Genomic DNA, 23137 nt, shown 5'->3' on the forward strand with positions numbered 1-23137 from the left:
CTTTTTTGCATCAGAAATAAAACTATGATCAACAAATATTTTTCGTTCATAGCTTTCTTTATCCTTCTCCCATCCAGACTTTCACTGTCGGCTTCAGCTTTTCACTGAATCAACCGTTAATAAATTAACGGGTCACGGGCTGTAAAGCATTTGCTTTATTACCGTCGGTCGGGATTTTCACCCTGCCCCGAAGGATACAATCGATATTTAGCTGTCCTTAGGGGCTATTATAGCGATCCTTGTTATCAAATGCAACAATCAAGATTTCTCACAAAAAAGTCTCCTTATAGGAAAGGAGACTTGTTAATTAACGACTTTTACTACTTTTATAAGTCCATCTATTCTTTTTTCATTACTAAAGTAGGCTTTAATACGATCGCCTTTCTTCAAGTCGGCCACATCATCTTCGAATTTCTTTCCATTAAAAATGATTTTTGTGCCGTTTTTTGCTTGACCGTAATATTCATCTCCATCAATTTTCGTAATGGTATATTCATAGATGGTATAATCTTTATCATTATTTGTTAAGCTTTCACCAATGGCTGTTGGCACATCTTCAATTTTCATGCCATTCATGTATAAATAACCTGCGCCTAAACAAAGCAGTAAAACAAATAAGACGGCAATTTTCAATTTAATTTTCCCCATATTTAGAACCTCCATCATCTGCACTTCGCCTATTTGTATGTTTTATTCCTTCTTTTGATGAAATAAAACCAAAAAAGCTGATTTCCATTAATGGTTACTTATATAACGATTGAGTTGGACCTTTGGTTCCACCTTTTCATCATTACATATGATACGAATATGCGTTCTTTATTAAGGGGGTCTCTTTCCTCTTTATCCGTTAGTAGGGCGCACACCATTGATGATCATCTTTTTTCGAGTGCGAATAGATCTTCCTCTAACAATTGCGATCTCTGAACAGCAATGTTCCGGCTGTCACGAACCCCTTGATTATAATAGTAACTTCCAAGATTTTTTGTGATAAATTCTAGTATATTAATGGCTGCTAATTCACCAATCTCTTCTTCTCGTTCTTCGGCAAAGTAACGCTGAATGGCAATCATCATTTGATTTTTTTCTTCTTTTGTTAATGGTTTCAAATTATCTCCTGCTTTCTTTCAGCATGAAACACGCTTTTTTAATTTGCATTGACATCTGTTTTTCAGTTGAATGTGGCGACACCCACAAATGCGAATATTTGTTCTCTTATCATATCACAAAATCGAGTTCTGTCCATAACTGTCCTAAAAGAAAAAGCGTGTTTTGATAGCTTGATCAAAATACGCTTTCCCTATATTGACTGTTTTCCACGTAGACTGTTTATTTCAATATGGAAAGTATCGTCGCTACAGAATGATCTACAAATGAACGCTCTGGACGAGATTTCATGAGGACGGTAAGTCCAATGAAAGAAACGACCAGTGTCTGTGCTAAAGCTTTAGCATTCAGACTGCTTTCGAGCTCACCCGAGCGAATACCTTGAACAATCCTTTCTTCAAAAATGACCGAAAGATACATCTGATGCTCTCTTGTAAGAATTTCAAATTTCTCTTCGTGTGGCGCAAGTTCCACTATTGTATTGATGCAAAAACATCCTTTACTCGGACCATCTCTATATTCCTCTTCTACTAAATCTGCAAATAATGCATGAAATGCTTCCTTTGCAGAAAGATTGCTTTGAAGTTTTGTTCGAATATGGCCAGCATGCTGCTTTGTATATTTGCGTAATGCGGCCTCAAATAATTCCTCTTTATCTCCAAAAGCTGAGTATAAGCTTGGCCGCTGTATTCCCATTTTTGCAGTCAAATCGCTTAATGTAGTGGCCCTATACCCCTTTTCCCAAAAAAGCACCATTGCCTCATCCAACGCTTTTTCCTTATCAAATTCCCGTTGTCGAACCATCAGCAATTCCTCATTTCAACAATAAAATTTCTTCACAAAGTCAGCCATCTATTTCTTGATATTATTCTCTATTTGGTTACCAATCGGTACATTATAATTTTATTTTATTGACGTACTAATGTCAAATTGCCTTACCCTCTCAAGATCAGCATCAATTAACTGTATCAAAGTCTTGACTTTAAAACGTTTTGTTGGTTATCCTTAACATGAATCATAATATACCGAACAGTATATTATACTTTTTAGTACAAAAGGAGACGATGAAATGCATGGTGAAAGAAAAAATCACTTCCATTGAACATCTTGATATGGAAACGACTCATTTACCAATCAAACCGAGATCAACGATGACTCGCTATATGGCACTGCTGTTTGCGATAGCCTGCGGGATGGCAGTTGCAAACATATACTTTGCACAACCGTTATTAGACTCCCTCGCATCCGAGTTTGGTATCACCTATTCATCCATTGGCATGGTCATTACGATTACTCAGCTTTGTTATGCGCTGGGGCTGCTACTGATAGTACCACTTGGTGATCTATTGAATAGACGCCGGCTCATCATTGGTCAGATGCTTTTATCCGTGTTGTCTCTCATTCTAGTCGGCATCGCTCCTATCGTCACCGTCCTCTTTATAGGATTAGCTGTGGTCGGACTGCTTGCTGTGGTCACTCAAGTACTCGTAGCGTTCGCAGCGACTTGGGCCGCTCCAGAAGAGCGCGGTCGTATTGTTGGCTTGGTGCAAAGTGGAATCGTGATCGGGATTCTTCTCGCACGAACCTTTGCTGGTGTACTAACCGATCTCGCCGGCTGGAGGTCAGTCTACCTAGTTTCTGCCATTATGATGCTTATCATAACTGGCGTGTTGTTCCGAATTCTCCCGGGTGATGACAGCGAAAGAGAGTCATTATCCTATGCAAACCTGCTTCGTTCAATGTTTACATTGTTCAGACAAGAACGAATCCTGCGCATCCGTGGAATTCTGGCTCTTCTTATTTTTATTGTGTTTGGTACGTTATGGACTTCGCTCGTGCTGCCCCTCAGTACCACGCCATACAATCTTTCACATACGGCGATTGGTGCATTTGGTCTTGCTGGAGTTGCCGGAGCATTAGGCGCTGCTCGGGCTGGAAGCCTTGCTGATCGGGGCTTAGGACAGTTAACAACTTGTATAGCCCTTGTCCTATTAATCGTTTCATGGTTTTTTATCTTTTTCACTGAATATTCACTTATTTTATTGATCATCGGTATTATCATTCTTGACCTATCTGTGCAGGCCGTACACGTGACCAACCAGAGTATGATTTTCACAGTGCGGTCTGAGGCGAGAAGCCGGCTTACTGCTGCTTATATGATTTTTTACTCCATCGGCAGTGCGACTGGTTCTATTGTTTCAACCAGCATATACGCAAACGATGGCTGGATCGGGGTATGTTTATTTGGTGCCTCTGTCAGTGCCATTGCCCTTTTGTATTGGATCTTCACCTACCGCCTCACGGAACAAATAACCGTAAAATCAGATTTAACATAAAAAAACACCGCGATTAAGCGGTGTTTTGGATTAAGCATCGACAACTTCGACTTTTTCCATACCTTGGCCTTGTTCCATATCTAGAACAGCCTCGATACCAGATGTTACTTTGCCAAAAACAGTGTGAACACCGTTTAAATGCGGCTGAGGATCATGTACGATAAAGAATTGGCTGCCGCCTGTATCTTTACCAGCATGCGCCATTGATAATGAACCTCTTTCGTGTTGATGTGGATTCCCTTCTGTTTCACATTTAATTGTGTAACCAGGACCACCAGTTCCATTACCGTTTGGATCGCCGCCTTGGCTTACGAAGCCTGGGATGACGCGGTGGAATTTCAATCCATCGTAGAAGCCTTCATTCGCTAATTTTTCAAAGTTTGCTACTGTACCTGGAGCAGCCTCTGGGTATAGTTCAAACTCAATTTTCTTACCATTCGTTAGTTGTATGTATCCTTTTTTCGCCATTTTTCACATTCTCCTTTCAGGTTAAACAACGCTCATTATAGCACATTTTCGGTGATGTTAAACATCCCCTGCTCTTTGATTGTGATTTACCTCTTTTCTTAGGATTGATACAATAGAAGAGCTTGATCCTTTTTTCCTATTAAATTGATGACAGACTGTGCAACATGTCTTCATTATATTGGAAAAGGAAAACATCTTAAAAAGAAAATTGAAACGTTGAATCGATTTGTTACGTCTATATGATGGAGTGCATTTCTTTACGTGTGCTCAAAAGATGAGTTTCTCTTGAAAGAGGAACCCTTTCGACTTGAAGGAGGTCAACATGTTTAAAAAATCAATGCTTGGTATGATGGCAGCGCTCCTTTTCCTAATTGGTGCGCCAAAAGTCAGCTTAGCGGATGCAGCTGTCGGCGATGTCATCGTCACACTTGGGCAAGACTTAACTCCGGCTGATCGCCAGAAGGTGCTTGACGAGTTGAATCCACCTGAAAATGCGACAAAAATTGAAGTAACCAATAAAGAAGAGCATGAATATTTAGGAAAGTATATCCCTCGTTCTTCTATCGGGACGAGAGCATTATCATCTTCATCTATCACCATTGAAAAATCAGGTACTGGTCTGACTGTGGATACACATAACATCAAGACCATTACAGATGAGATGTATTTAAATGCTTTAATGACAGCCGGTGTCAAGGATGCCAAGGTTGTCGTGACTGCGCCGTTTGAAGTTTCTGGTACAGCCGCACTGACGGGTCTATTAAAAGCCTATGAAGTGTCAAGCGACAAAGCGATTCCAGAAGATGTGAAACAGGTAGCAAACGAAGAGCTTGTGACAACTTCTAAATTGGGTGACTCCATCGGGAAAGACAATGCTTCTGCCCTTATTGCAAAAATCAAGGATGACATTGCGAAAAATGGTGTCCCTAAAACAACAAAAGAAGTCGAAGAAAAAGTGGATCAGGCTGCTTCTGATTTAAACTTAAATCTAACGCAAGATCAAAAGGATCAGCTTGTTTCACTATTCGATAAAATGAAGAACATTAATATCGATTGGAACCAAGTAGGATCTCAAATCGATAAAGCAAAAGACAAGATTACGAAATTCATAGAATCAGATGAAGGGAAAAACCTTCTTCAAAAGATTTGGGATTTCTTTGTCTCCATTTGGAACGCAATCGTCTCTGTATTTACTGGAGGAAAATAAGTCATTATAAAAAGCTGCCTGATGTACAGGCAGCTTTTTTACGTAGATGATTTCACTTTTGATTGATACGGTAAATCAAGTTTGACAATATCCGCATATGTTTCGCGTTCAACGACAAGCTGCGCTTCCCCGTCTTCTACAAATACAACAGCCGGGCGCGGGATGCGGTTATAGTTGTTTGACATACTGTAGCCGTAAGCTCCGGTACAAAAGACAGCTAATAAATCTCCTTGTGATAACTCTGGCAAATCGATATCCCAAATGAGCATATCTCCGCTTTCACAGCATTTCCCTGCAATGGAAACCGTTTGATCATGCGTTTGGCTCATTTTGTTGGCACTTGCCGCTTCATATTTCGCTTGATATAAAGCTGGACGAATGTTGTCACTCATTCCCCCATCTACCGCAATATAATCGCGAATGCCAGGTACATGTTTTGATGAGCCGATCGTATAAAGCGTTGTCCCTGCATCTCCAACGAGAGAGCGGCCTGGCTCAATCCAAATTTCCGGCATATCAAACTCATAGCGGGCTACGTTCTCTTTTACAGCTTGGATAATTTTCTCGACGTATTCTGTCGCAGGAAGTGGTTCATCTTCTTCTGTATAACGGATACCAAAGCCGCCGCCTAAGTTTAACACGGTCGAAATAAAACCAAATGATTCTCTCCATTCATCTAGCTTCAAAAAGATTTTATCTGCTGCAAGGACAAAACCAGCCGTATCAAAAATTTGTGAACCGATATGGCAATGAACGCCTAAAAGCTCGATCACTTCTGATCCAAGCACTTGTTTCACCGCTTCATCTGCTTGTCCATTGTGAAGGTCAAAGCCAAATTTGGAATCCTCTTGGCCTGTTGTAATGTAATCATGTGTATGCGCTTCGACACCTGGTGTAATACGGAGCAGCACTTTCACCTGTTTTGACAGCTCTTGACCAAGCTCTTCAATGAGCTTCATTTCGTAGAAATTATCTACGACAATACAGCCGATCTCGTGCTCTAACGCCATTTTCAATTCTTCCCTGCTTTTATTGTTGCCATGGAAATGAATTTTTTCTACCGGAAACCCGGCGCAAATGGCTGTGTGAAGCTCCCCTCCTGATACGACATCAAGAGATAATCCTTCTTCCTTGGCAAGCTGAAACATGGCGATGGAGGAAAATGCTTTACTCGCATATGCTACCTGCGCTGTTAACTCTTCTTCTATAAATGCTTTTTGAAAGCTTTTTGCACGCTCCCGTATTAAAGCCACATCATATACATAAAGTGGTGTCCCATACGTTTCAGCTAAAGAAACGGCATCAACACCACCAATTTCTAAATGACCGAGTTCATTTTGTCTGCAAGTGCCGTGTAAATACAATGTCATTCCCTCTTTCTCCGCCTCGGCTGAAAAAAGACAGCTGCGTGAGCTGCCTTTTGCCGTTTCTCAAAGTTAAAAATACAATATCACAATCTTCAGCCACTTTCAATGAGCGTTAAGAATTTGGCGGAATTTTTGATCTGTTTTGAGGGTGAACGATGCTTGGCCTTACTTTTGAGCCAGGAACAGACGTCCGAATTAACACTTGCCATAAAGCTTTCCCATTAAAAGGAAGAAACGGCCACATATAAGGCGTCTGCAATGAACGTATGGATGTTAAATATATGATTAACAACGTAAAACCAATGATGAGTCCATTCAGCTTAAAGATCGCCACGAGTGCTAGTATGATGAGTCGTACAATCTTATTGGCGACACTCAGCTCATAGCTTGGCGTTGTAAATGTCCCGATAGCCGCTAGTGAGACGTATAAGATGACCTCTGGCGTAAATAAACCGACATCAATGGCGATTTGTCCAATTAAAACAGCCGCAATCAGCCCCATGGCGGTCGACAAAGCGGTTGGCGTATGAATCGCTGCCATCCTTAAAAATTCCACCCCAAAATCAGCAAGGAATACTTGTAATATGACCGGGATATGAGAAGGTTTATTAAAGCCAATATAGCTTAAATGATCCGGCAGAAGACTTGGTTCGAGGATAAACAGAAACCAAATCGGTAAAAGAAACGTTGAACATAAAATGCCTAAAAAGCGTACCCATCTTAGGAACGTACCAACTGCAGGTGCCTGGCGGTATTCTTCTGCGTGCTGAACGTGGTGAAAAATGGTGGTTGGCGTAATGATGACACTAGGAGATGTATCCGTAATGATGATGACATGACCTTCTAGTATATGGTTAGCGGCGACATCTGGACGCTCGGTGTAGCGTACAAGGGGAAAGGGATTGTATCCTTGTTTAATAATGAATTCTTCAATCGTTTTATCAGACATCGTCAGCCCATCGACTTTGATTCCTGATACTTCTTTCTCTATAATATCGACAAGATCTGGGTCCGCAATATCTTCAATGTAGCAAACACATACATCCGCTTTCGAACGTTCGCCTACTTTGAGCATTTTGTATCTCAGTTTTTCATCTCGCACCCGTCTTCGTATGAGCGCTGTATTGACAATAATGTTTTCAACAAAGCCGTCTCTTGCGCCCCGGACAACCTTTTCTGTATCCGGCTCCTCTGGCATTCTGCCAGGATAGCTTCTGACATCAATGATAAATGCGTAGTTTTCACCTTCTACTACAACTGCCACAAGCCCCGACAGTACTTGGTCTACCGCTTCATCGAGCGTTTCAACCTTTGAGACCTGCTGATTGACTAGACGGTTCTCGACCACACGTGCCAGATCATCTGATTCAGGTTCGTTGTCATTGATTTCAATTAGCTCTTTTAATAAGTAGATGACATACTGTGTATCACACAGTCCGTTTACATAGTAAAGTTGGATTTCCTGATCGTGTATATAAATTTTCCGCACGCCAAGGTCAAAGCTGAGACCCATTCCGACATTTTCCTTGAAGTAATCTTCATTTTTCTTCGGGTCTCGGTACACGTTTACCTTGTCTTTCTTCATGGAAACCACTCCTTTCTAAAATTAATTCAACTGCTTTCATTGTGATCGGAGATCCCTTGCTCAGATCATCTTTACGTCCCATTTTGCCAATATCTCCAATCCCAACAACAAACGGAAGATGAAGCGAGTCAAGACAATACACTGTATCCCCGCTCATTTTATGAGGCTCCATTTCAGGAAGACCATGCTTGTCGACACCGTATTCTGTCAGTTCACCCTCCCGGTCAATGGAAACATGAACTTTTGTCCATTCAGCTTGATGCGTTTTGGATGCAACGGCGATCGCTCCTATGACTTCAATTTCAGGGTGACGCGCCACATGCTTCATCGCCGTCTCCCCTGTTCCTTCACCTGTCAGGCCAGAGTCATCAAACATGACAAACACTGGATCATACGGCGTTTTTAAAATCATCTGTACAAGTTCAGGCCCTGTCCGTTTGCTTGGATTTCCTTTTGAGCTGGAAATACATCGTCCACCGACTTTTTTAGCAGCAAGCTCAATGGTTTTGGCAGCATATATATCTCCGTCTGTCACTAAAATGACTTTCCGTCTTTGCCCCATATTAGGTTATCCTTTCGGTTTAAAGATAAGAGCGATAATAAATGAGAATAAAATCGCAGCTGATATTCCAGCAGAAGTTAATTCAAAAATACCGATCCCGATTCCGATGAACCCGTGTACATCTGCCTGATGCATCGCCCCATGAAGCAAGCTATGACCAAAGCTGACGATTGGTACGGTTGCGCCCGCACCAGCAAATTCAATAAATTTATCATAAATACCGAAACCGTCTAATATGGTACCCGCCACAACAAAGGTGGTCATGACATGTGCAGGCGTAAGTTTGAGTACGTCTAGTAAAAGCTGGCCAATGACGCAAATAAGTCCGCCTGCAACAAAAGCGATAAGATAATCCATTAGCTCTCTCCTCCTGCACGCTCAAATACGACACCGTGCGCAATGGTTGGAATGGTCTCTTTTTGCTGGACCATCGTCGGGCTGAGAAGTGCCCCGGTTGCGACAACCAGTACTCTTTGCAAATTCCCTGCCTTCATTTCTTGAAAGATGTGACTGAATGTCACAACAGCTGAACACGCACAGCCGCTGCCTCCAGCGAACACGTTTTGATCGGGTGTATAGATGATTAATCCGCAATCATCGTGCTTTCGGCCGAGCTGAATGCCGTCTTCTTTGAGCAGATCCTTTAAGATCGGTGAGCCAATGCCAGATAGATCACCTGTTAAAATAAGATCATAATCGTCAACCGTTCTCCCTAGATCTTCTAAATGCTGCTTGATGGTATCTGCTGCTGCCGGTGCCATTGCCGACCCCATGTCAAATGGGTCTGTAATCCCAAGATCCATAACTCGTCCCACAGTTGCGCTTGTAATTTGAATTTGGGAGGGCTCTTGGCTGATAATAACGGCCCCGCTCCCAGTCACTGTACTTGTCGCTGTATCTGGTTTTTGTCCGCCGTATTCTGTCGGATTACGAAATTGGCGTTCTGCCGTCGCATTATGACTGCTTGTCGCAGCAATGGCTCTTTTTGCAAAACCACCATCTACTAATGCCGAAGCAATGGCGACCGATTCCATTGATGTGGAGCATGCTCCAAATAAACAAAGAAACGGGATTTTAAGTTCTCTTGCCACATAGTTTGCTGTGACGTTTTGATTCAGTAAGTCTCCTGCCAGCAAAAGATCAACATCGCTTTTTTGCAAATTTGCTTTTGATAAAGCGGTTGATATCGCATCATCCATGAGCTGCCTTTCAGCCATTTCCCAGTTCTTTTGATAACAATGCATTTCGTCGTATGTTTTATCAATTAGATGACCGATCGGGCCTTCTTTTTCTTTCGGTCCTGCAGCTGTTCCTTCTGCATTGACATAAAGCTTGTGCTCAAATACCCAAGATTGTTTACCTGTTAGTTTCACGTTTCATTCCTCCTACGAAAACGCCTTTTCCAAGATGTATCGAATGATCCCTACGACATATGCCGAGACGACACCAAAAACAATGACGTTCCCAGCAAGCTTAAACATGTTCGTGGCTACACCTAACACAAGCCCTTCACTTCTATGTTCAAGAGCAGCACTTGTCATGCTGTTTGCAAACCCTGTCACCGGGACAGCGGATCCCGCTCCAGCAAACTGGCCGATTCTATCGTAAATACCGATACCAGTTAATATAGAAGAAATTAAAATGAGGGTCGCTACGGTTGGGTTCCCTGCTGTCTTTTCATTAAAATCAAAAAAGTGAATATAGAAATTTTGCAGCCCCTCACCTATGGCACAGATCAATCCACCAACAAGAAAAGCCTTGATGCAGTTGAGGACATAAGGAGGTTTAGGCTGATACGTTTTCACCTTAGATGGATAGTTCTCTTTTAAACTCGACACGTGTTGTTCCCTCCAAATTCTTAAATATAAATTAGCCAATGAAATAGTGAACCAAATACCTTTCCTAAGACAATGGCCATGAGAAGCAAAACAATTTTCCCGTCCATTCCAATTCTTTTCGTTAATATAGGAAGTACATTTAATACTTCAGTCAGCGCAGCTGCAAGCATGCCGACGAAGATGCCCGCTAAAAGACCGATCGGAAGTGCCAGCCATTTGGATAAATGCAAATGTATTGGACTTAAGGTTGCCCAGCCGCCAACGACCGCCCCGCTGATGACAGCCGCCTCGTACCCTTGTATGAAGCGCTGCGTTTTGGTTAATTGCATTAAACGAGGGATGATGCCCAGCACTGTGAGAAATGCCACAAATCCTGCTCCTACCGTTAAACCGCCGCCAAGTCCAACAAGCACGACAAAAAGCCACTTACCGATCATGAATGTCTTTCATTGTCTCTTTATTTTCTTTGAGGGCGACATAATGATCGAGATCGAGTTGATATTTAAACATTTCCACTTCAAGCGGACTTGGTTCTTCATTTAAACGCTTTTTAAATACATGATTGAAAAATAAAATCATGCCGAAGCCTAGTCCGAAGCTATATGGAATTTGCAATAAATAAGGATGCTCAACCGTTTTTCCTGTGATCATTTCATATAGGCGGATATGAACGAGCCGCATACTGACATCCTCGTGGAAATTCATAATGGCAAGCGCCGCTCCGACAAATAACAGGAGCCATACAAACACAAATAAAACGGGAGAAAGCTGGCGTTTGCCTGTATCAATTTCGACAATGGCCTCAGCGCCTCCAACGGTTTGAATGTCGATGTCTGGCCATGTTTTTTTGATCGTTTTGACCACATGCATGATATCAAGAACGGCGATGTGACGATCCTTTTTACTGACATGATATATCGGCATTTTGCTAAGCTTTTCCACAGCAAACTCATCACCAGTGATTTGGGCGATATCTTCTAAATAAATGAGCTGATCATTACCGGTCTTGATTCGATGGCGCAGCCGAAGAAAGATTTGTCCGTCCATCCAAGTCACTTCCTAAACGATGGGTTAAAAATAGTATGTGGTGAAAAATGGTTCTCATACCGATAGAACTTGATTTACCGGTAATTACCACACAAAAAAAGCCAGCCTAATTGGCTAGCTGTCTTTTTGATCCATTTGCATTTGGATTTGTTTTAAAATTTTCTTTTCAAGCCGCGAGACTTGTACTTGTGAAATACCGAGCCTCTCCGCTACCTCAGATTGTGTTTGGTCTTTATAATATCTTAAGTACACAATGAGTTTTTCTCGTTCTTCTAATTCCTTGATCGCTTCTTTCAGGGCGATTTTATCAAACCATCTTTCTTCTGAATGATCCGCAATTTGATCAAGCAATGTAATCGGGTCTCCGTCATTTTCATACACGGTTTCATGAATCGATGACGGTGAGCGGACCGCTTCTTGGGCGAGGACGACATCCTCTGGTGTGATATCAAGATATTCGGCTATTTCCTGGACAGTCGGCATTCTTCCGTGAGACTTAGACAATTCATCTCTTGCCCGCCGAATTTTATTTCCAAGTTCTTTTAGTGACCGGCTCACTTTGACTGTTCCATCATCACGAATGAATCGCTGGATTTCACCAATGATCATTGGAACAGCGTAGGTCGAAAACTTCACATCATATGACAAATCAAATTTATCAACAGATTTCAGCAGTCCAATACAGCCAATCTGAAACAAATCATCTGGTTCATATCCTCTATTTAAAAAGCGCTGAACAACGGACCAAACAAGACGCATGTTTTTTTCTACGAGGAGGTCTCTTGCTTGCTGATCACCGTCTTGGCTTTTTTTGATGAGCTCTTTGACTTCATCATTTGACAGCTGGGCTTTTTTTGCTTGCTTTTTTACCTCCACATCCATATGAGCAGCTCCTTTAATTACAAAGCGCTTTGCTTTTTGATAGATGCTTTGTTAAACGGATGGTCGTGCCCATTTCTGGAGATGAGTCTATCATGACATCATCCATAAAATTCTCCATGATGGTAAAGCCCATTCCAGAGCGTTCTAAGTCTGGTTTTGTGGTGAATAGCGGCTGTCTTGCTTCTTCAAGATCTGTAATGCCCATGCCTTCGTCACGGATGGTGAGGTACACAACATGGTCATCAAGTGTGACATGGATATGCACCTTGCCATCTGGATTTCCATCATAGCCATGGATAATGGAGTTTGTCACCGCCTCTGACACAACGGTTTTGATTTCTGTTAATTCATCTAATGTCGGATCAAGCTGGGCGATAAACGCTGCGACTGTCACCCTCGCAAAGGATTCATTTTGACTTAAAGCAGAGAAGGTCAGGTTCATTTCATTCCTCATGATGCCACCCCCAATGTTTGCAATGCCGTTTGCTCTGAAGGCTCCATACGGATGATTTTAAATAAGCCAGACATATCAAATAATCGGTTCACTGCTGGCGAGATAGCACAGACGACCATTTCTCCGCCAAGCTGCTTAATTTCTTTATATCTTCCTAAAATCACTCCGAGACCTGAGCTGTCCATAAACGTTAAATCAGCCAAATTCAGCACGATGTGGCGAATGTCCTCTGTTTCCAAATAATTCGTCACCTTTTGTCTCAATGTTTCTGCGGAGTGATGATCAAGCTCTCCTGTTAACCGAATGCAAAGTACGCTCTCTTTTACTTGAAAATCAATTTCAAGGCTCATCTTTTTATTCCTCCTTGCTCTAATTTCGGATAAAGATTGTTTCTCTTTTTTATCAAGTAAATCCTTCACCATGACAAAACTAGTGACCATTCGTCACATTTAGATGTTCTTTTCTTCTTACTCATAGCAAAAAGACTGCCAATTACAGCAGCCTTTCACATTTTATTTCCATTTCACAAATTCCGCCATCGCTCGTTTCAAGAAAGTCCAAACGCCTGCTTTTTCCATTCCTTCTTTAGCTTCTACAGGGCTTTCATGCAGCACTTTTCCGTCTTTTTTCAAGACAATTGTACCTAGTTCCGTTCCTTTTGAGAATGGGGCCGTGACATCCTGAGACAATTTGATTTCTTTTTTAATCTGATCCACATTTTCGCCTTTTTTCGTTAAAAGGGAGATTGGCTCAGAGGTGACAAGCTGAATTTTTTTCTTTTTCCCTTTGCTTACCTTGATCTCCGCTACATCTTGTCCTCGTTTGTAAAGCGGGTGAGTGTTGTATTGACTAAATGCATAGTCTAACATTTTGACCACTTGAGCGTTTCTGTCTTTCGGTGTACTTGCGCCGAAGACAACTGCAATGACGCGCATGTTGCCTTTTTTAGCGGATGCAGTCAAACAGTATTTGGCTTCGCCTGTAAAACCTGTTTTCAACCCATCGACACCTGGATAAAATTTAATCAATCGGTTCGTATTCACAAGCCAGAATTTTTTATCCGTGTTTTGACGGAGATAGTCTTCGTAGACCCCTGTGAATTTAGTGATTTGTTCATATTTCAACAGCTCTTTTGCCATTTTTGCCATATCATGAGCTGTACTGTAATGGTCTTTTTCAGGAAGTCCTGTTGGGTTTTGAAAGACCGTAGAGGTGAGGCCGAGTTCTTTTGCCTTTTTGTTCATTTGCTCCACAAACTGTTCTTCAGACCCTGCAATATGCTCTGCCATGGCAACTGAAGCATCATTTCCTGACGCAATCGCAATGCCTTTCATCATTTCTTTCACGGTCATTTCTTCTCCAGGTTCAAGGAAGATTTGTGACCCTCCCATTGATGCTGCATAATCACTTGTTCTAACCTTATCAGTCATTTTCAGTTTTCCTTGATCAATGGCTTCCATGATGAGAAGCATCGTCATGATTTTGGTCATACTTGCGGGTGCAAGCTTTTCATCGCTGTTTTTGTTGTAAAGCACTTTTCCCGTGTCACGTTCTATTAAGATCGCTGATTTGGCTTCGTGCACCAATTCTGATGTTTGTTTTTCTCCTGGTTTTTCAATCTTTTCTTTTGCTATCGCTGATGGTGAAACCATTGAGATAAGGATCATTAAAATAAACAATGCACATATATGACGTTTCAAGTGGCAGACCTCCATTATCGTAATCCTCTCTATTTTTTCCTCATACAGGCTGTTTTATTCAGAGATCGTATGATTGCCATAAAAAAACCTTCTGTCGATAAAACAGAAGGCTTCTTGAAACATGCTATGAGAGTTGTTTGACTACATCTTTTACTAAATCAAGGAAACTCGCTTTCACTTTTTCCGTTACTTCAATGACTTCATCATGAGACAGCGGCTGATCTAAAATACCTGATGCCGCATTAGAAATGCATGAAATACCAAGCACTTTGATTCCTGCATGACGCGCAACAATCACCTCTGGAACAGTTGACATGCCTACAGCATCTGCTCCAAGTGTTCTGAGGAAACGAACTTCAGCCGGTGTTTCATATGAAGGACCTGTCATCCCTGCATAAACACCATGCTGTACAGATATACCTAAGCGCTGAGCTGTTTCTTCTGCAAGTGCCAGCAAATCTTTATCGTATGGGGCAGACATATCAGGGAAACGAACACCTTGACTGTCATTTGGTCCAATTAATGGATTGGTCCCCATCATATTGATATGATCTGTAATCAGCATGAGATCGCCTGGATGGAAGGATGTATTCACACCGCCGGCTGCATTTGTCACAATGCATGTCTCAATGCCAATTTCTTTCATCACACGGACTGGAAACGTCACTTGCTTCATATCATATCCTTCATAGAAGTGAAAACGTCCTTGCATAGCACATACGACAGTGCCTTTCAGCGTCCCGATGACGAGCTGTCCTGCATGACCCTCTACTGTTGAAACAGGGAATCCAGGAATATCTTCATATTTCAACTTGATTGGATTTTCAATCTCATCTGCTAAAATGCCAAGCCCTGAACCTAAGATCAATCCAACTGTTGGTACGTTTGTCGATGCTTGTTTAATGTATGCCGCCGCTTCTGAAAACTGTGCTCCCACGAGATTTCCCCCTATTTGAGTTTAGATAAAAAGCTTGTGCCGTATTTTGGCATGGCTGACTTGAAATTGTCTGCAACTGTTGCTCCAAGATCAGCAAAGGTTTTTGCTGTTGGCAGTTCATTTGCTCCCTGATGCTTTTTGCTGTAAGCAATGAGCGGAACGTATTCTCTTGTATGATCTGTTCCGTGATGAACAGGGTCATTTCCATGATCTGCTGTGATCACAAGGAGATCATCCTCTTTCAACAGGTCAAACACTTCAGGAAGTCGTGCGTCAAATTCCTCTAGTGCTTTTCCGTAGCCCTCTGGATCTCTTCTATGTCCGTAAAGAGCGTCAAAATCAACAAGGTTTAAAAAGCTGAGTCCTGTAAAGTCTGTTTTAAGTGTATCGACCAGCTTGTCCATTCCATCCATGTTCGATTTTGTTCTAAGAGAAGATGTGATTCCTTCACCATCATAAATATCAGAGATTTTGCCGATCGCAATCACATCGAGCCCATCATCTTTCAGCTCATTCATCACTGTACGGTCAAATGGTTTTAAAGCATAGTCATGGCGGTTTGGTGTTCTGACAAATGCGCCAGGCTCCCCGACAAACGGACGAGCGATAATACGTCCAACCATATACTTTTCATCTAATGTGAGTTCACGTGCAATTTCACAAATACGGTAAAGTTCATCTAATGGCACCACTTCTTCGTGCGCAGCAATTTGCAGCACAGAATCCGCAGATGTATAGACGATTAGATCGCCTGTTTTCATGTGCTCTTCGCCAAGCTCGTCTAAAATTTCAGTACCAGACGCAGGTTTATTTCCAATAATGCCTCTGCCTGTTTTTTCTTTTAGTTCATTTAATAGTTCATCTGGGAATCCGTCTGGAAAGACTTTGAACGGTGTGTCTATGTAAAGACCCATGATTTCCCAGTGTCCTGTCATTGTGTCTTTACCATTTGATGCTTCTTGCATTTTTCCATAATACGCAAGCGGTTTTTCATCCGCTGGAATTCCTTTGATTTCTTTAATATGACTCAGCCCAAGCTTCGCCATATTCGGCATATGAAGCCCGTTCATTTTTTCAGCAATATGTCCTAGTGTATCTGCACCTACATCATTAAATTCAGCAGCATCGGGTGCTTCCCCAATTCCTACTGAATCCATTACGACGAGGAAAATGCGTTTATACTGATAATCAGGCATTAAAAAGCGCCTCCTTCAATATTCTTGTCTTTTGTCCTTTCAAAAAGAGAGGTCTGACATCTCAAGTATAAACCGTTTACAAGCCGGTTGACAACCATAAACGGTGCAAACATGAAAAAGCATGACACACGTTCACTGTGTCATGCTTTACTTATGCCCTTGGATGGAATTTGTGATACACATCTTTCAGTCTTGTTTTCGTCACATGTGTATAAATTTGTGTTGTTGAGATATCGGCATGTCCGAGCATCTCCTGCACGGCTCTTAGGTCTGCACCGTTTTCAAGCAGATGTGTTGCAAATGAATGCCTGAGTGTATGGGGTGTGAGTTCTTTTTGAATCCCTGCTTCGATGGCTCGTTTTTTTAAATTCTTCCAGAAGCCTTGCCGCGACATTTTTTTTCCGTGATGATTGAGAAATAAGGCATCTGCCGGCTGTTTTTTTAACAGCTTGCTTCTTCCCTTTTCGATATATTCTTCAATCGCACTTGCAGCAGCTTCACCAATTGGCACAATCCGCTCTTTTCTTCCTTTTCCAAAACAACGGATAAAGCCCATTGTGAGGTGAACATCAGCAAGGGTCAGGTCCAGCATTTCACTGACGCGAATGCCTGTTGCATATAAGAGCTCGAGCATCGCTTTGTCACGGTAGTCAAAGGGAGTGTGCTGATTGGGTGTATCAAGCAGCTTTTCGACTTCCCCTAGTGATAGTACTTTCGGTAATTTCCGCTCTGTTTTTTGCGTTTCAATGTTCCATGACGGATCATCTGTTGTCACTTTTTCCCGGAGCAAAAATTGGTGGAAGGAACGGATCGAGGATAGATGCCGCACTGACGTTTTGCTCGATTTCCCTTCCTCCTTTAGCTGCTTTAAATAATGAATGATATGCAGGCGCGTGACATCTTTGATATCCGTCAGCTGCTCATGTGTCATTAAAAAAGACAAGTAGTTCTGTAAATCTCGTTTATAAGAAACAATGGTATTTTCAGAGAGTCCTCTCTCTACTGTCATAAAATGAATAAAGTCGGATAATTGATCGTTCAATGATTTCTACTCCCCGTTTTGATAAAAATAAATCAATCGGTCTTGCCAGTTGTCTTGATTCGGCTGATCCATTTCCATCACTTTAATTGCTGCACCCTCTGGTTTATCATAACGATGGTAGCTTTCATATTCTGAATTTATCCATATCATAGCATAATAGAACAAGACGGTAAAACCAGTGAACAAGATGAATACTTTCATCACTTCACCTGTTGTTTTGAGCCATTTTCGCATGATTTTCATGTCCTTTCTCAAGCTTCTCATTACTTCAGCATATGCCAGGTGGGACAAGGAATATACAGCGAAAATGCAAAAAACCTCTTCATCTTAAATGAAAAGGTTCCAATTCGGATTATTTGCCGGATTCATCATCATGACACCGGTGGCAAATACCATGGAATGTCAATCTATGATCCTTAATTTTAAATTTCCAGTCACGTTCAATAATCTCTTCAACGTCTTCTAATAAATCATCTTCTATCTCATCGACTGTCCCGCATTCCATGCAGACAAGATGATGATGGAAGTGAGCGGCTCCTTCTTTGCGAAGATCATATCGCGAAACGCCGTCTCCAAAGTTAATTTTATCAACAACTTTCAGTTCAGTTAGCAATTCTAACGTTCGATAAACAGTAGCAAGACCAATTTCAGGAGACTTCTCTTTTACGAGGAGGTATACATCTTCTGCACTTAAATGGTCTTCTTCATTCTCAAGCAGTACTCTTACTGTTGCTTCACGCTGTGGCGTGAGCTTATAGCTGGAAGAATGAAGCTGTTTCTTAATTCGATCAATCCGATTTTCCATTGACTTTCCCTCCTACGCCACATTACTTGATCATTATATCAAATGATGTGCTGAGAGCCAACTATAATCATTTTAAATTGATAAATAAATTGATTATTATTTAATAACGATTATAAAATTATGAAAAAAGAACACCTGCCAGCTTTTTCATGAGCATGAAAGATACGTAAGATTCAAAAAAGGACGAAAGTGCAGCAAGCGCTAAAATCATCAGCAAAACAGATGCATACCGGGCGAACCACTGAACAGGTGCTTGACTGATGGTTTTTTTCATGAACAGCTGCCCAATGAGACGGATGGAAAACGCAATCGCACATGTACCAATCACTAAATAGGCTGGAATAAGCAATATGTTTTGCGGAAGAACCGATACGAACGAAAGGAAAAAACCACTCAGCCCCATTTGATTTACTAGAAAACCAACTGTAAACCCAACGACAATTCCTTTTAAAAAAATCATGAGAAAGATGAGCGGCAGGCCAATGATAGATATTCCTAGTATCCACATAAGACCTAAATATTTCATATGATGCAAAAAGCTTTGCAAAAACATTTCTTTTGATTCTGCTGCTTTCTCATTCGTCAGCTGACCAAAAAATTGATTTAAATAATAGAATAAATCCTCTTTCTGACTAATTGTCATACTATTAACGATGATGGCCCCAAAGATCACGCCCATTAAAAAGAGTACAGAGACAAACAAATAAATCGATAGATGGTCTTTTACGTGCTGTAGAAGATGTTCCTTCCAAGACTTTTTCCGCATGCGTCTTCCTCCCAAATAGTAAAGGTTACTAGATTCTATGAGAGAGATTACGAAACATGACAGTTTTATTGAAAGAAAAAAGAGAAAGCAGCCCAAACACTGCTCTCTCTTATCATTTATCGGGCGGCTTTTTGTACGTTCACAAGCCCGGCACCATAATAAAAAGGATCTCCAAGCTTTGCAGCCGTTTTTGAAAGTCTCTCGCGCACTTCATCGTTTGTCAAATTCGGATGTTTTGATAGAATGACAGCCGCAGCGCCCGCTACATGCGGTGATGCCATGGATGTTCCACTCTTATAGCCATATTCATTATGAGGAATGGTGCTGAGCGTTGAAACGCCCGGTGCTGAGACTTCCACTTCTTCGCCGACAGATGAATCAAAGGCTCTTTGTTTTCTTTCGTCAACAGAGGCAACCGCCATCACTGAGGCGTACTTAGCTGGATAGTCAACCGTGTTGAGAGAGCCATAACTTCCTGCATTCCCAGCAGAAGCCACAATGAGAATCCCTTTGTCGTATGCTCGATCTACCGCTTCTTTCAGCGCTTCAGATTCACTTGCTCCTCCCATACTAATATTGATGACATCCATGTCATTCTCAATGGCCCATTCAATTCCTTTAATGATCCAGCTATAGTAGCCGTCACCATTTTCATCTGCCACCTTGACCGCATAGATAGAAGCCTTTGGTGCAACACCAACGACACCTACCTTATTATCTAACGCTGCAATTGTGCCTGCCACATGCGTTCCGTGTTCATGCGGGTCAACAAGCGGATCTGACTTTGTTGGAACAAAGCTGACTCCGCCGGTGACATGTAAATCTTCATGTTTGCCATCGATGCCGCTGTCAAGAACGGCTACTTTGACATTCTGTCCGGCGTATCCCCGTTTATGTACCTTTTGTGCTTTGATGCTTTTGATGCCATATGGGATCGTTTGACCGCTTGTTTTTGCCTTTTGGTCCTCCTCAATGAAGGTCACTTCTTTTCTCTGATTCAGTTTCTCTTTCGATGCCTCATTCAAGGAAACTTTCATCATATCTATTTGCTCTATGGATTCTTTTACATGCCCACCAGCTTCTTCGACAAGCTGTTTTTGTGTATGATCTTGAACGGAAGAAGAAAAGCCGATCATGTACTCTTTTTTTGCTTGCTCCTTTGCAGAAATATGTGAGGCGCCGAACGTGACCGATGCCAGCATCATACTTGCCATACAAAGCCCTGCTCCAATTGACTTGACGTTCACAATACTCACTCTCCCTTTCATCTTTTTGTCATTTAACTACATTTTCAGACAAAAAGAAACGACCGTTTGTCCTATTTTTTAAAATTTTCCATTTATTTGAACTAGTTGTCACAAAAAAGCAAAATAAAAATGCTTATGATCCTCTTGATAGTGGTCATAAGCATTCCTTCTTTTATGTTTTTTCATCATGTGCTGCAAGGCTTCTTGTTTTGTTTTTGTCTTTCTTTCATGTGTGCTAAAGTGCGGCATGTTTCCTCTCGACAGTTCCCGGTTTCGGCTGTGCTGCCTTTGAATATGTTCTCGTTTTTTCTTTGCATTGCTTTTTCCCATTTGGCAAAACCCCTTTCGTTGACGTTATGATACACGATGTGACATAAAAAAGATAGACGTATACACGCCTATCTTTCTGTTTTCACCATATCAAGATGCGGAATTCCATCTTCATCATAACAATCTGAAACGGCCTTAAAACCAAATGATTCGTAAAACGACTTCAAGTAGGCCTGCGCCTGAATTTTGACACTTGTTTCACCTAATTCACTCAGCTTTTCCAAAGCCTTGCTGAGCAGCATTTTTCCATAGCCTTTTTTTCGGCCTGCCTGCGTCACAAGAACGCGGCCAATGGACGCCTCTTCGTACATGATTCCGCTTTGAAAAATTCGGCAATAAGCCACAATCGTGCCGTCCTCTTTTGCAGACAGATGAAGCGCTTCTTGATCCCGGTGATCAATTTCAGGGTAAGGGCATGTTTGTTCGACAACAAACACATTGACTCTTTCCATTAAAATTAGGTAAAGATCCTCTTTTGTTAATTGGTCAAACGTTTGACATGTCCAGTTAACTTGATTCATGATTGATATCCACCTTACCGTACACTCCGCCCCCGCCAGCGATCAGTTCGACTTCACCTTTTCTTGCTTTGATGATGTAATTGGCTGTTTTTTCTGGCAGGACAGCTTTTAGTTCTTGTTCTGTTGCTTGATGAAGGATATTCATCTCTGTGTGAAACACGGCTTTTAGCTTCTCCAGCGTTTTGGCTCCGACACCCGGAATAAATTGAAGCGGGAGCTGATGAACATAAGGAGGTCTTGTTCCTTTGTCACTTTCTTGGTCAGCAAGCTCCTTTAAACGCTCACTCACCCCTTTTGTCATCCGGGTATGTCCGCATGCGTGGCACTTTTCTTGATCTAGCGCGCTAGGTCTTACTCCGCACTTCTCGCAGGTTGTATGATAGTACTTCCCAAGCCGAGGAGCGAGTCCATAATTTCCTGTAATGGCTCTTCCCTCTTTCCCTTCAAGGGCTAGTTTGAATTCGGCAAAAGAGGCATGATCCATTCGGATTTTTGTATATTCTCGCGCAATTTTTCCTAAAGAATGAGCGTCTGAATTCGTTAAAAAGGGATAACGGTTCAGCTCACTTATCTGGGACGCCATTGACGTATCGCAGCTAAGTCCTAGTTCAACAGCATCAATGAGGTCTGGGTCGAATACTTCCGTTAAAGACGTGTTGACTCCTTTGCCAAATAAGCTTTTATGCGGCGTGAAAATATGAGCAGGAATAAACAAGCCTCCTAGCTCCTTGACCTTGCGCTGAAGTGTTTTCCCATCAACATAGAGGCGCTGTGAACTCAAATGCACATTTTTCATATGAAGCGCGAGCCATGCGGAGAACTCAGACATTTTGCGCAGTGTGGGCATAAATGCAAGCACGTGAATTGGACCTTTTGAATGGTTATCGTTAATTTCTAATTCACTGCCTAAAAGCAGCACGGTCTGTCCAAATGATAGACCGCCATCATTTAGTTCAGTATACTTGCCTTCCTCTACACCCTCTATTAATTCTTCTAGGACTTCTGGAGATTGTGCATCAATCACACCAATCATCCCCATCCCTTTACTTTGCGTTGCTTCAATGAGAATTTGGTCAATTGTCAGTGACCTTGCACCTGTAATTTTAACAGCTCTGCCTGTTCTTGTTCTGCCAATATGAATATGGATGTCTGCAAAAAACTCCCTCATTTTGTTGACTTAAGTACCTCTTGCAATTGTAAGTACTGAATGGCATAGGCTGTTTTTGCATCATAAATGTGCTGCTTTTCAATGAGGTGCAAGGCTTCTTCTAATGAAACTTCCATTACTTCAACAAATTCATCTTCATCCAGCTCTCTTTTTTCTTCAAGCGGAACCAGCTGATCTGCAAGATAAATGTGGACGATTTCATCTGCGAAACCAGGTGATGTATAAAAGGCCGTCAGCTTTTGGAGCTGCTGAGTGGTGTACCCTGTTTCTTCTTCTAATTCTCGCAGTGCTGTATGTGCCGGCTCTTCTCCTGGCTCTAATTTTCCAGCCGGAATTTCAACGATGGCTCTCTCTAGTGCTTTACGGTATTGCTTGACCAAGATGATTTTATTTTCGTCTGTACGAGCAATGACGGCTACTGCACCAGGATGTTTGATGATTTCGCGTTTGCCTTGTTTTCCGTTTGGCAATTCTACATCTTCAAGAACCAAATCAATGATTTTTCCGTTATATAATTCTTTAGTCGATAATGTTTTTTCTTCAAAGTCCTTCAATTTTGTCAGCTCCTCGTTCTA

General features: G+C 41.8%; 29 protein-coding genes and 1 riboswitch. Of the genes, 2 read left to right on the forward strand and 27 right to left on the reverse strand.

What is annotated here, in order from left to right; genetic code table 11:
* Positions 1 to 57: 57 nt before the first annotated feature.
* Positions 58 to 199, reverse strand: a riboswitch (FMN riboswitch).
* A 104-nt stretch (positions 200 to 303) separates the two neighbouring features.
* From MKZ03_RS10290 to MKZ03_RS10300, 3 genes are all read right to left on the reverse strand, one after another.
* Positions 304 to 648, reverse strand: coding sequence for a hypothetical protein (locus MKZ03_RS10290; protein WP_034318777.1), 345 nt, complete (start codon positions 646 to 648; stop codon positions 304 to 306).
* A 224-nt stretch (positions 649 to 872) separates the two neighbouring features.
* The gene (locus MKZ03_RS10295; protein WP_003215556.1) at positions 873 to 1106 is read right to left on the reverse strand and encodes a DUF2164 domain-containing protein; all 234 of its coding nucleotides are present in this window, start codon (positions 1104 to 1106) and stop codon (positions 873 to 875) included.
* A gap of 220 nt (positions 1107 to 1326) precedes the next feature.
* Positions 1327 to 1908 (reverse strand): TetR/AcrR family transcriptional regulator, encoded by a 582-nt coding sequence (locus MKZ03_RS10300; protein ID WP_034661130.1) that lies wholly within the window; start codon positions 1906 to 1908, stop codon positions 1327 to 1329.
* 269 nt (positions 1909 to 2177) lie between these two features.
* On the opposite strand from MKZ03_RS10300, the gene MKZ03_RS10305 reads away from it, so the two are divergent.
* Positions 2178 to 3440, forward strand: coding sequence for an MFS transporter (locus tag MKZ03_RS10305; protein WP_307499853.1), 1263 nt, complete (start codon positions 2178 to 2180; stop codon positions 3438 to 3440).
* Positions 3441 to 3470: 30 nt separating this feature from the next.
* On the opposite strand, the gene MKZ03_RS10310 is transcribed toward MKZ03_RS10305, so the two are convergent.
* Complete coding sequence (locus MKZ03_RS10310; RefSeq protein WP_008359679.1) at positions 3471 to 3908, reverse strand: peptidylprolyl isomerase; 438 nt, start codon at positions 3906 to 3908, stop codon at positions 3471 to 3473.
* Between the two features lie 322 nt (positions 3909 to 4230).
* On the opposite strand from MKZ03_RS10310, the gene MKZ03_RS10315 reads away from it, so the two are divergent.
* On the forward strand, positions 4231 to 5115 hold the full coding sequence (locus MKZ03_RS10315) for a DUF1002 domain-containing protein (RefSeq protein WP_334749609.1): 885 nt from the start codon (positions 4231 to 4233) through the stop codon (positions 5113 to 5115).
* A gap of 38 nt (positions 5116 to 5153) precedes the next feature.
* On the opposite strand, the gene lysA is transcribed toward MKZ03_RS10315, so the two are convergent.
* From lysA to MKZ03_RS10430, 23 genes are all read right to left on the reverse strand, one after another.
* A complete protein-coding gene (gene lysA / locus MKZ03_RS10320; protein WP_095285352.1) occupies positions 5154 to 6479 on the reverse strand; it encodes a diaminopimelate decarboxylase in 1326 nt (441 codons plus the stop codon).
* Positions 6480 to 6594: 115 nt separating this feature from the next.
* Complete coding sequence (locus MKZ03_RS10325; protein WP_034661136.1) at positions 6595 to 8067, reverse strand: spore germination protein; 1473 nt, start codon at positions 8065 to 8067, stop codon at positions 6595 to 6597.
* Entirely contained in the window at positions 8021 to 8629 is a 609-nt protein-coding gene (locus tag MKZ03_RS10330) for a stage V sporulation protein AE (RefSeq protein ID WP_034661137.1), read from the reverse strand. The genes MKZ03_RS10325 and MKZ03_RS10330 overlap by 47 nt, the downstream gene beginning before the upstream one ends.
* A gap of 6 nt (positions 8630 to 8635) precedes the next feature.
* Positions 8636 to 8986 carry a stage V sporulation protein AE gene (gene spoVAE, locus MKZ03_RS10335; protein ID WP_007501045.1) on the reverse strand — a complete coding sequence of 117 codons (351 nt, stop codon included), beginning with the start codon at positions 8984 to 8986 and terminating at the stop codon, positions 8636 to 8638.
* Positions 8986 to 10002: a stage V sporulation protein AD gene (gene spoVAD / locus MKZ03_RS10340; protein ID WP_095285354.1), complete on the reverse strand. Its 1017-nt coding sequence runs from the start codon at positions 10000 to 10002 to the stop codon at positions 8986 to 8988. The genes spoVAE and spoVAD overlap by 1 nt, the downstream gene beginning before the upstream one ends.
* Before the next feature lie 12 nt (positions 10003 to 10014).
* Positions 10015 to 10467, reverse strand: coding sequence for a stage V sporulation protein AC (spoVAC, locus tag MKZ03_RS10345; protein ID WP_034661140.1), 453 nt, complete (start codon positions 10465 to 10467; stop codon positions 10015 to 10017).
* A 20-nt stretch (positions 10468 to 10487) separates the two neighbouring features.
* A complete protein-coding gene (locus MKZ03_RS10350) occupies positions 10488 to 10904 on the reverse strand; it encodes a stage V sporulation protein AB (RefSeq protein ID WP_034661142.1) in 417 nt (138 codons plus the stop codon).
* Positions 10894 to 11514 carry a stage V sporulation protein AA gene (locus MKZ03_RS10355; RefSeq protein WP_340973233.1) on the reverse strand — a complete coding sequence of 207 codons (621 nt, stop codon included), beginning with the start codon at positions 11512 to 11514 and terminating at the stop codon, positions 10894 to 10896. Before MKZ03_RS10355 ends, MKZ03_RS10350 begins: the two co-directional genes overlap by 11 nt.
* 114 nt (positions 11515 to 11628) lie before the next feature.
* A complete protein-coding gene (gene sigF, locus MKZ03_RS10360; protein WP_024422864.1) occupies positions 11629 to 12396 on the reverse strand; it encodes an RNA polymerase sporulation sigma factor SigF in 768 nt (255 codons plus the stop codon).
* Positions 12397 to 12409: 13 nt separating this feature from the next.
* Positions 12410 to 12850 (reverse strand): anti-sigma F factor, encoded by a 441-nt coding sequence (gene spoIIAB / locus MKZ03_RS10365; protein WP_034661145.1) that lies wholly within the window; start codon positions 12848 to 12850, stop codon positions 12410 to 12412.
* Complete coding sequence (gene spoIIAA, locus MKZ03_RS10370; protein ID WP_034661146.1) at positions 12847 to 13200, reverse strand: anti-sigma F factor antagonist; 354 nt, start codon at positions 13198 to 13200, stop codon at positions 12847 to 12849. The genes spoIIAB and spoIIAA overlap by 4 nt, the downstream gene beginning before the upstream one ends.
* A gap of 162 nt (positions 13201 to 13362) precedes the next feature.
* The gene (locus tag MKZ03_RS10375; protein ID WP_400559215.1) at positions 13363 to 14517 is read right to left on the reverse strand and encodes a D-alanyl-D-alanine carboxypeptidase family protein; all 1155 of its coding nucleotides are present in this window, start codon (positions 14515 to 14517) and stop codon (positions 13363 to 13365) included.
* Between the two features lie 157 nt (positions 14518 to 14674).
* Positions 14675 to 15487, reverse strand: a complete 813-nt coding sequence (locus MKZ03_RS10380; RefSeq protein ID WP_034661149.1) for a purine-nucleoside phosphorylase — start codon at positions 15485 to 15487, stop codon at positions 14675 to 14677.
* Positions 15488 to 15498: 11 nt separating this feature from the next.
* On the reverse strand, positions 15499 to 16683 hold the full coding sequence (gene deoB / locus MKZ03_RS10385) for a phosphopentomutase (RefSeq protein ID WP_282066486.1): 1185 nt from the start codon (positions 16681 to 16683) through the stop codon (positions 15499 to 15501).
* 151 nt (positions 16684 to 16834) lie between these two features.
* Entirely contained in the window at positions 16835 to 17725 is an 891-nt protein-coding gene (gene xerD, locus MKZ03_RS10390) for a site-specific tyrosine recombinase XerD (RefSeq protein WP_034661153.1), read from the reverse strand.
* A gap of 6 nt (positions 17726 to 17731) precedes the next feature.
* Complete coding sequence (locus MKZ03_RS10395) at positions 17732 to 17959, reverse strand: YqzK family protein (protein ID WP_003215798.1); 228 nt, start codon at positions 17957 to 17959, stop codon at positions 17732 to 17734.
* A 118-nt stretch (positions 17960 to 18077) separates the two neighbouring features.
* Positions 18078 to 18530, reverse strand: a complete 453-nt coding sequence (gene fur / locus MKZ03_RS10400) for a ferric iron uptake transcriptional regulator (protein WP_003215577.1) — start codon at positions 18528 to 18530, stop codon at positions 18078 to 18080.
* 118 nt (positions 18531 to 18648) lie between these two features.
* The gene (gene spoIIM / locus MKZ03_RS10405; protein WP_034661156.1) at positions 18649 to 19296 is read right to left on the reverse strand and encodes a stage II sporulation protein M; all 648 of its coding nucleotides are present in this window, start codon (positions 19294 to 19296) and stop codon (positions 18649 to 18651) included.
* 116 nt (positions 19297 to 19412) lie between these two features.
* Positions 19413 to 20543, reverse strand: coding sequence for a S8 family peptidase (locus MKZ03_RS10410; RefSeq protein ID WP_340973237.1), 1131 nt, complete (start codon positions 20541 to 20543; stop codon positions 19413 to 19415).
* Positions 20544 to 20651: 108 nt separating this feature from the next.
* Positions 20652 to 20873, reverse strand: a complete 222-nt coding sequence (locus tag MKZ03_RS10415) for a hypothetical protein (protein WP_334749644.1) — start codon at positions 20871 to 20873, stop codon at positions 20652 to 20654.
* A gap of 68 nt (positions 20874 to 20941) precedes the next feature.
* Positions 20942 to 21394, reverse strand: a complete 453-nt coding sequence (locus tag MKZ03_RS10420) for a GNAT family N-acetyltransferase (protein WP_034661163.1) — start codon at positions 21392 to 21394, stop codon at positions 20942 to 20944.
* Positions 21381 to 22562, reverse strand: coding sequence for a TIGR00375 family protein (locus tag MKZ03_RS10425; RefSeq protein WP_341031744.1), 1182 nt, complete (start codon positions 22560 to 22562; stop codon positions 21381 to 21383). The genes MKZ03_RS10420 and MKZ03_RS10425 overlap by 14 nt, the downstream gene beginning before the upstream one ends.
* Complete coding sequence (locus tag MKZ03_RS10430) at positions 22559 to 23116, reverse strand: NUDIX hydrolase (RefSeq protein WP_060596775.1); 558 nt, start codon at positions 23114 to 23116, stop codon at positions 22559 to 22561. The genes MKZ03_RS10425 and MKZ03_RS10430 overlap by 4 nt, the downstream gene beginning before the upstream one ends.
* Positions 23117 to 23137: the final 21 nt, after the last annotated feature.

It is taken from the genome of Bacillus sp. FSL R5-0431, from assembly GCF_038002985.1.
In the GTDB taxonomy this organism is placed as follows: Bacteria; Bacillota; Bacilli; order Bacillales; family Bacillaceae; genus Bacillus.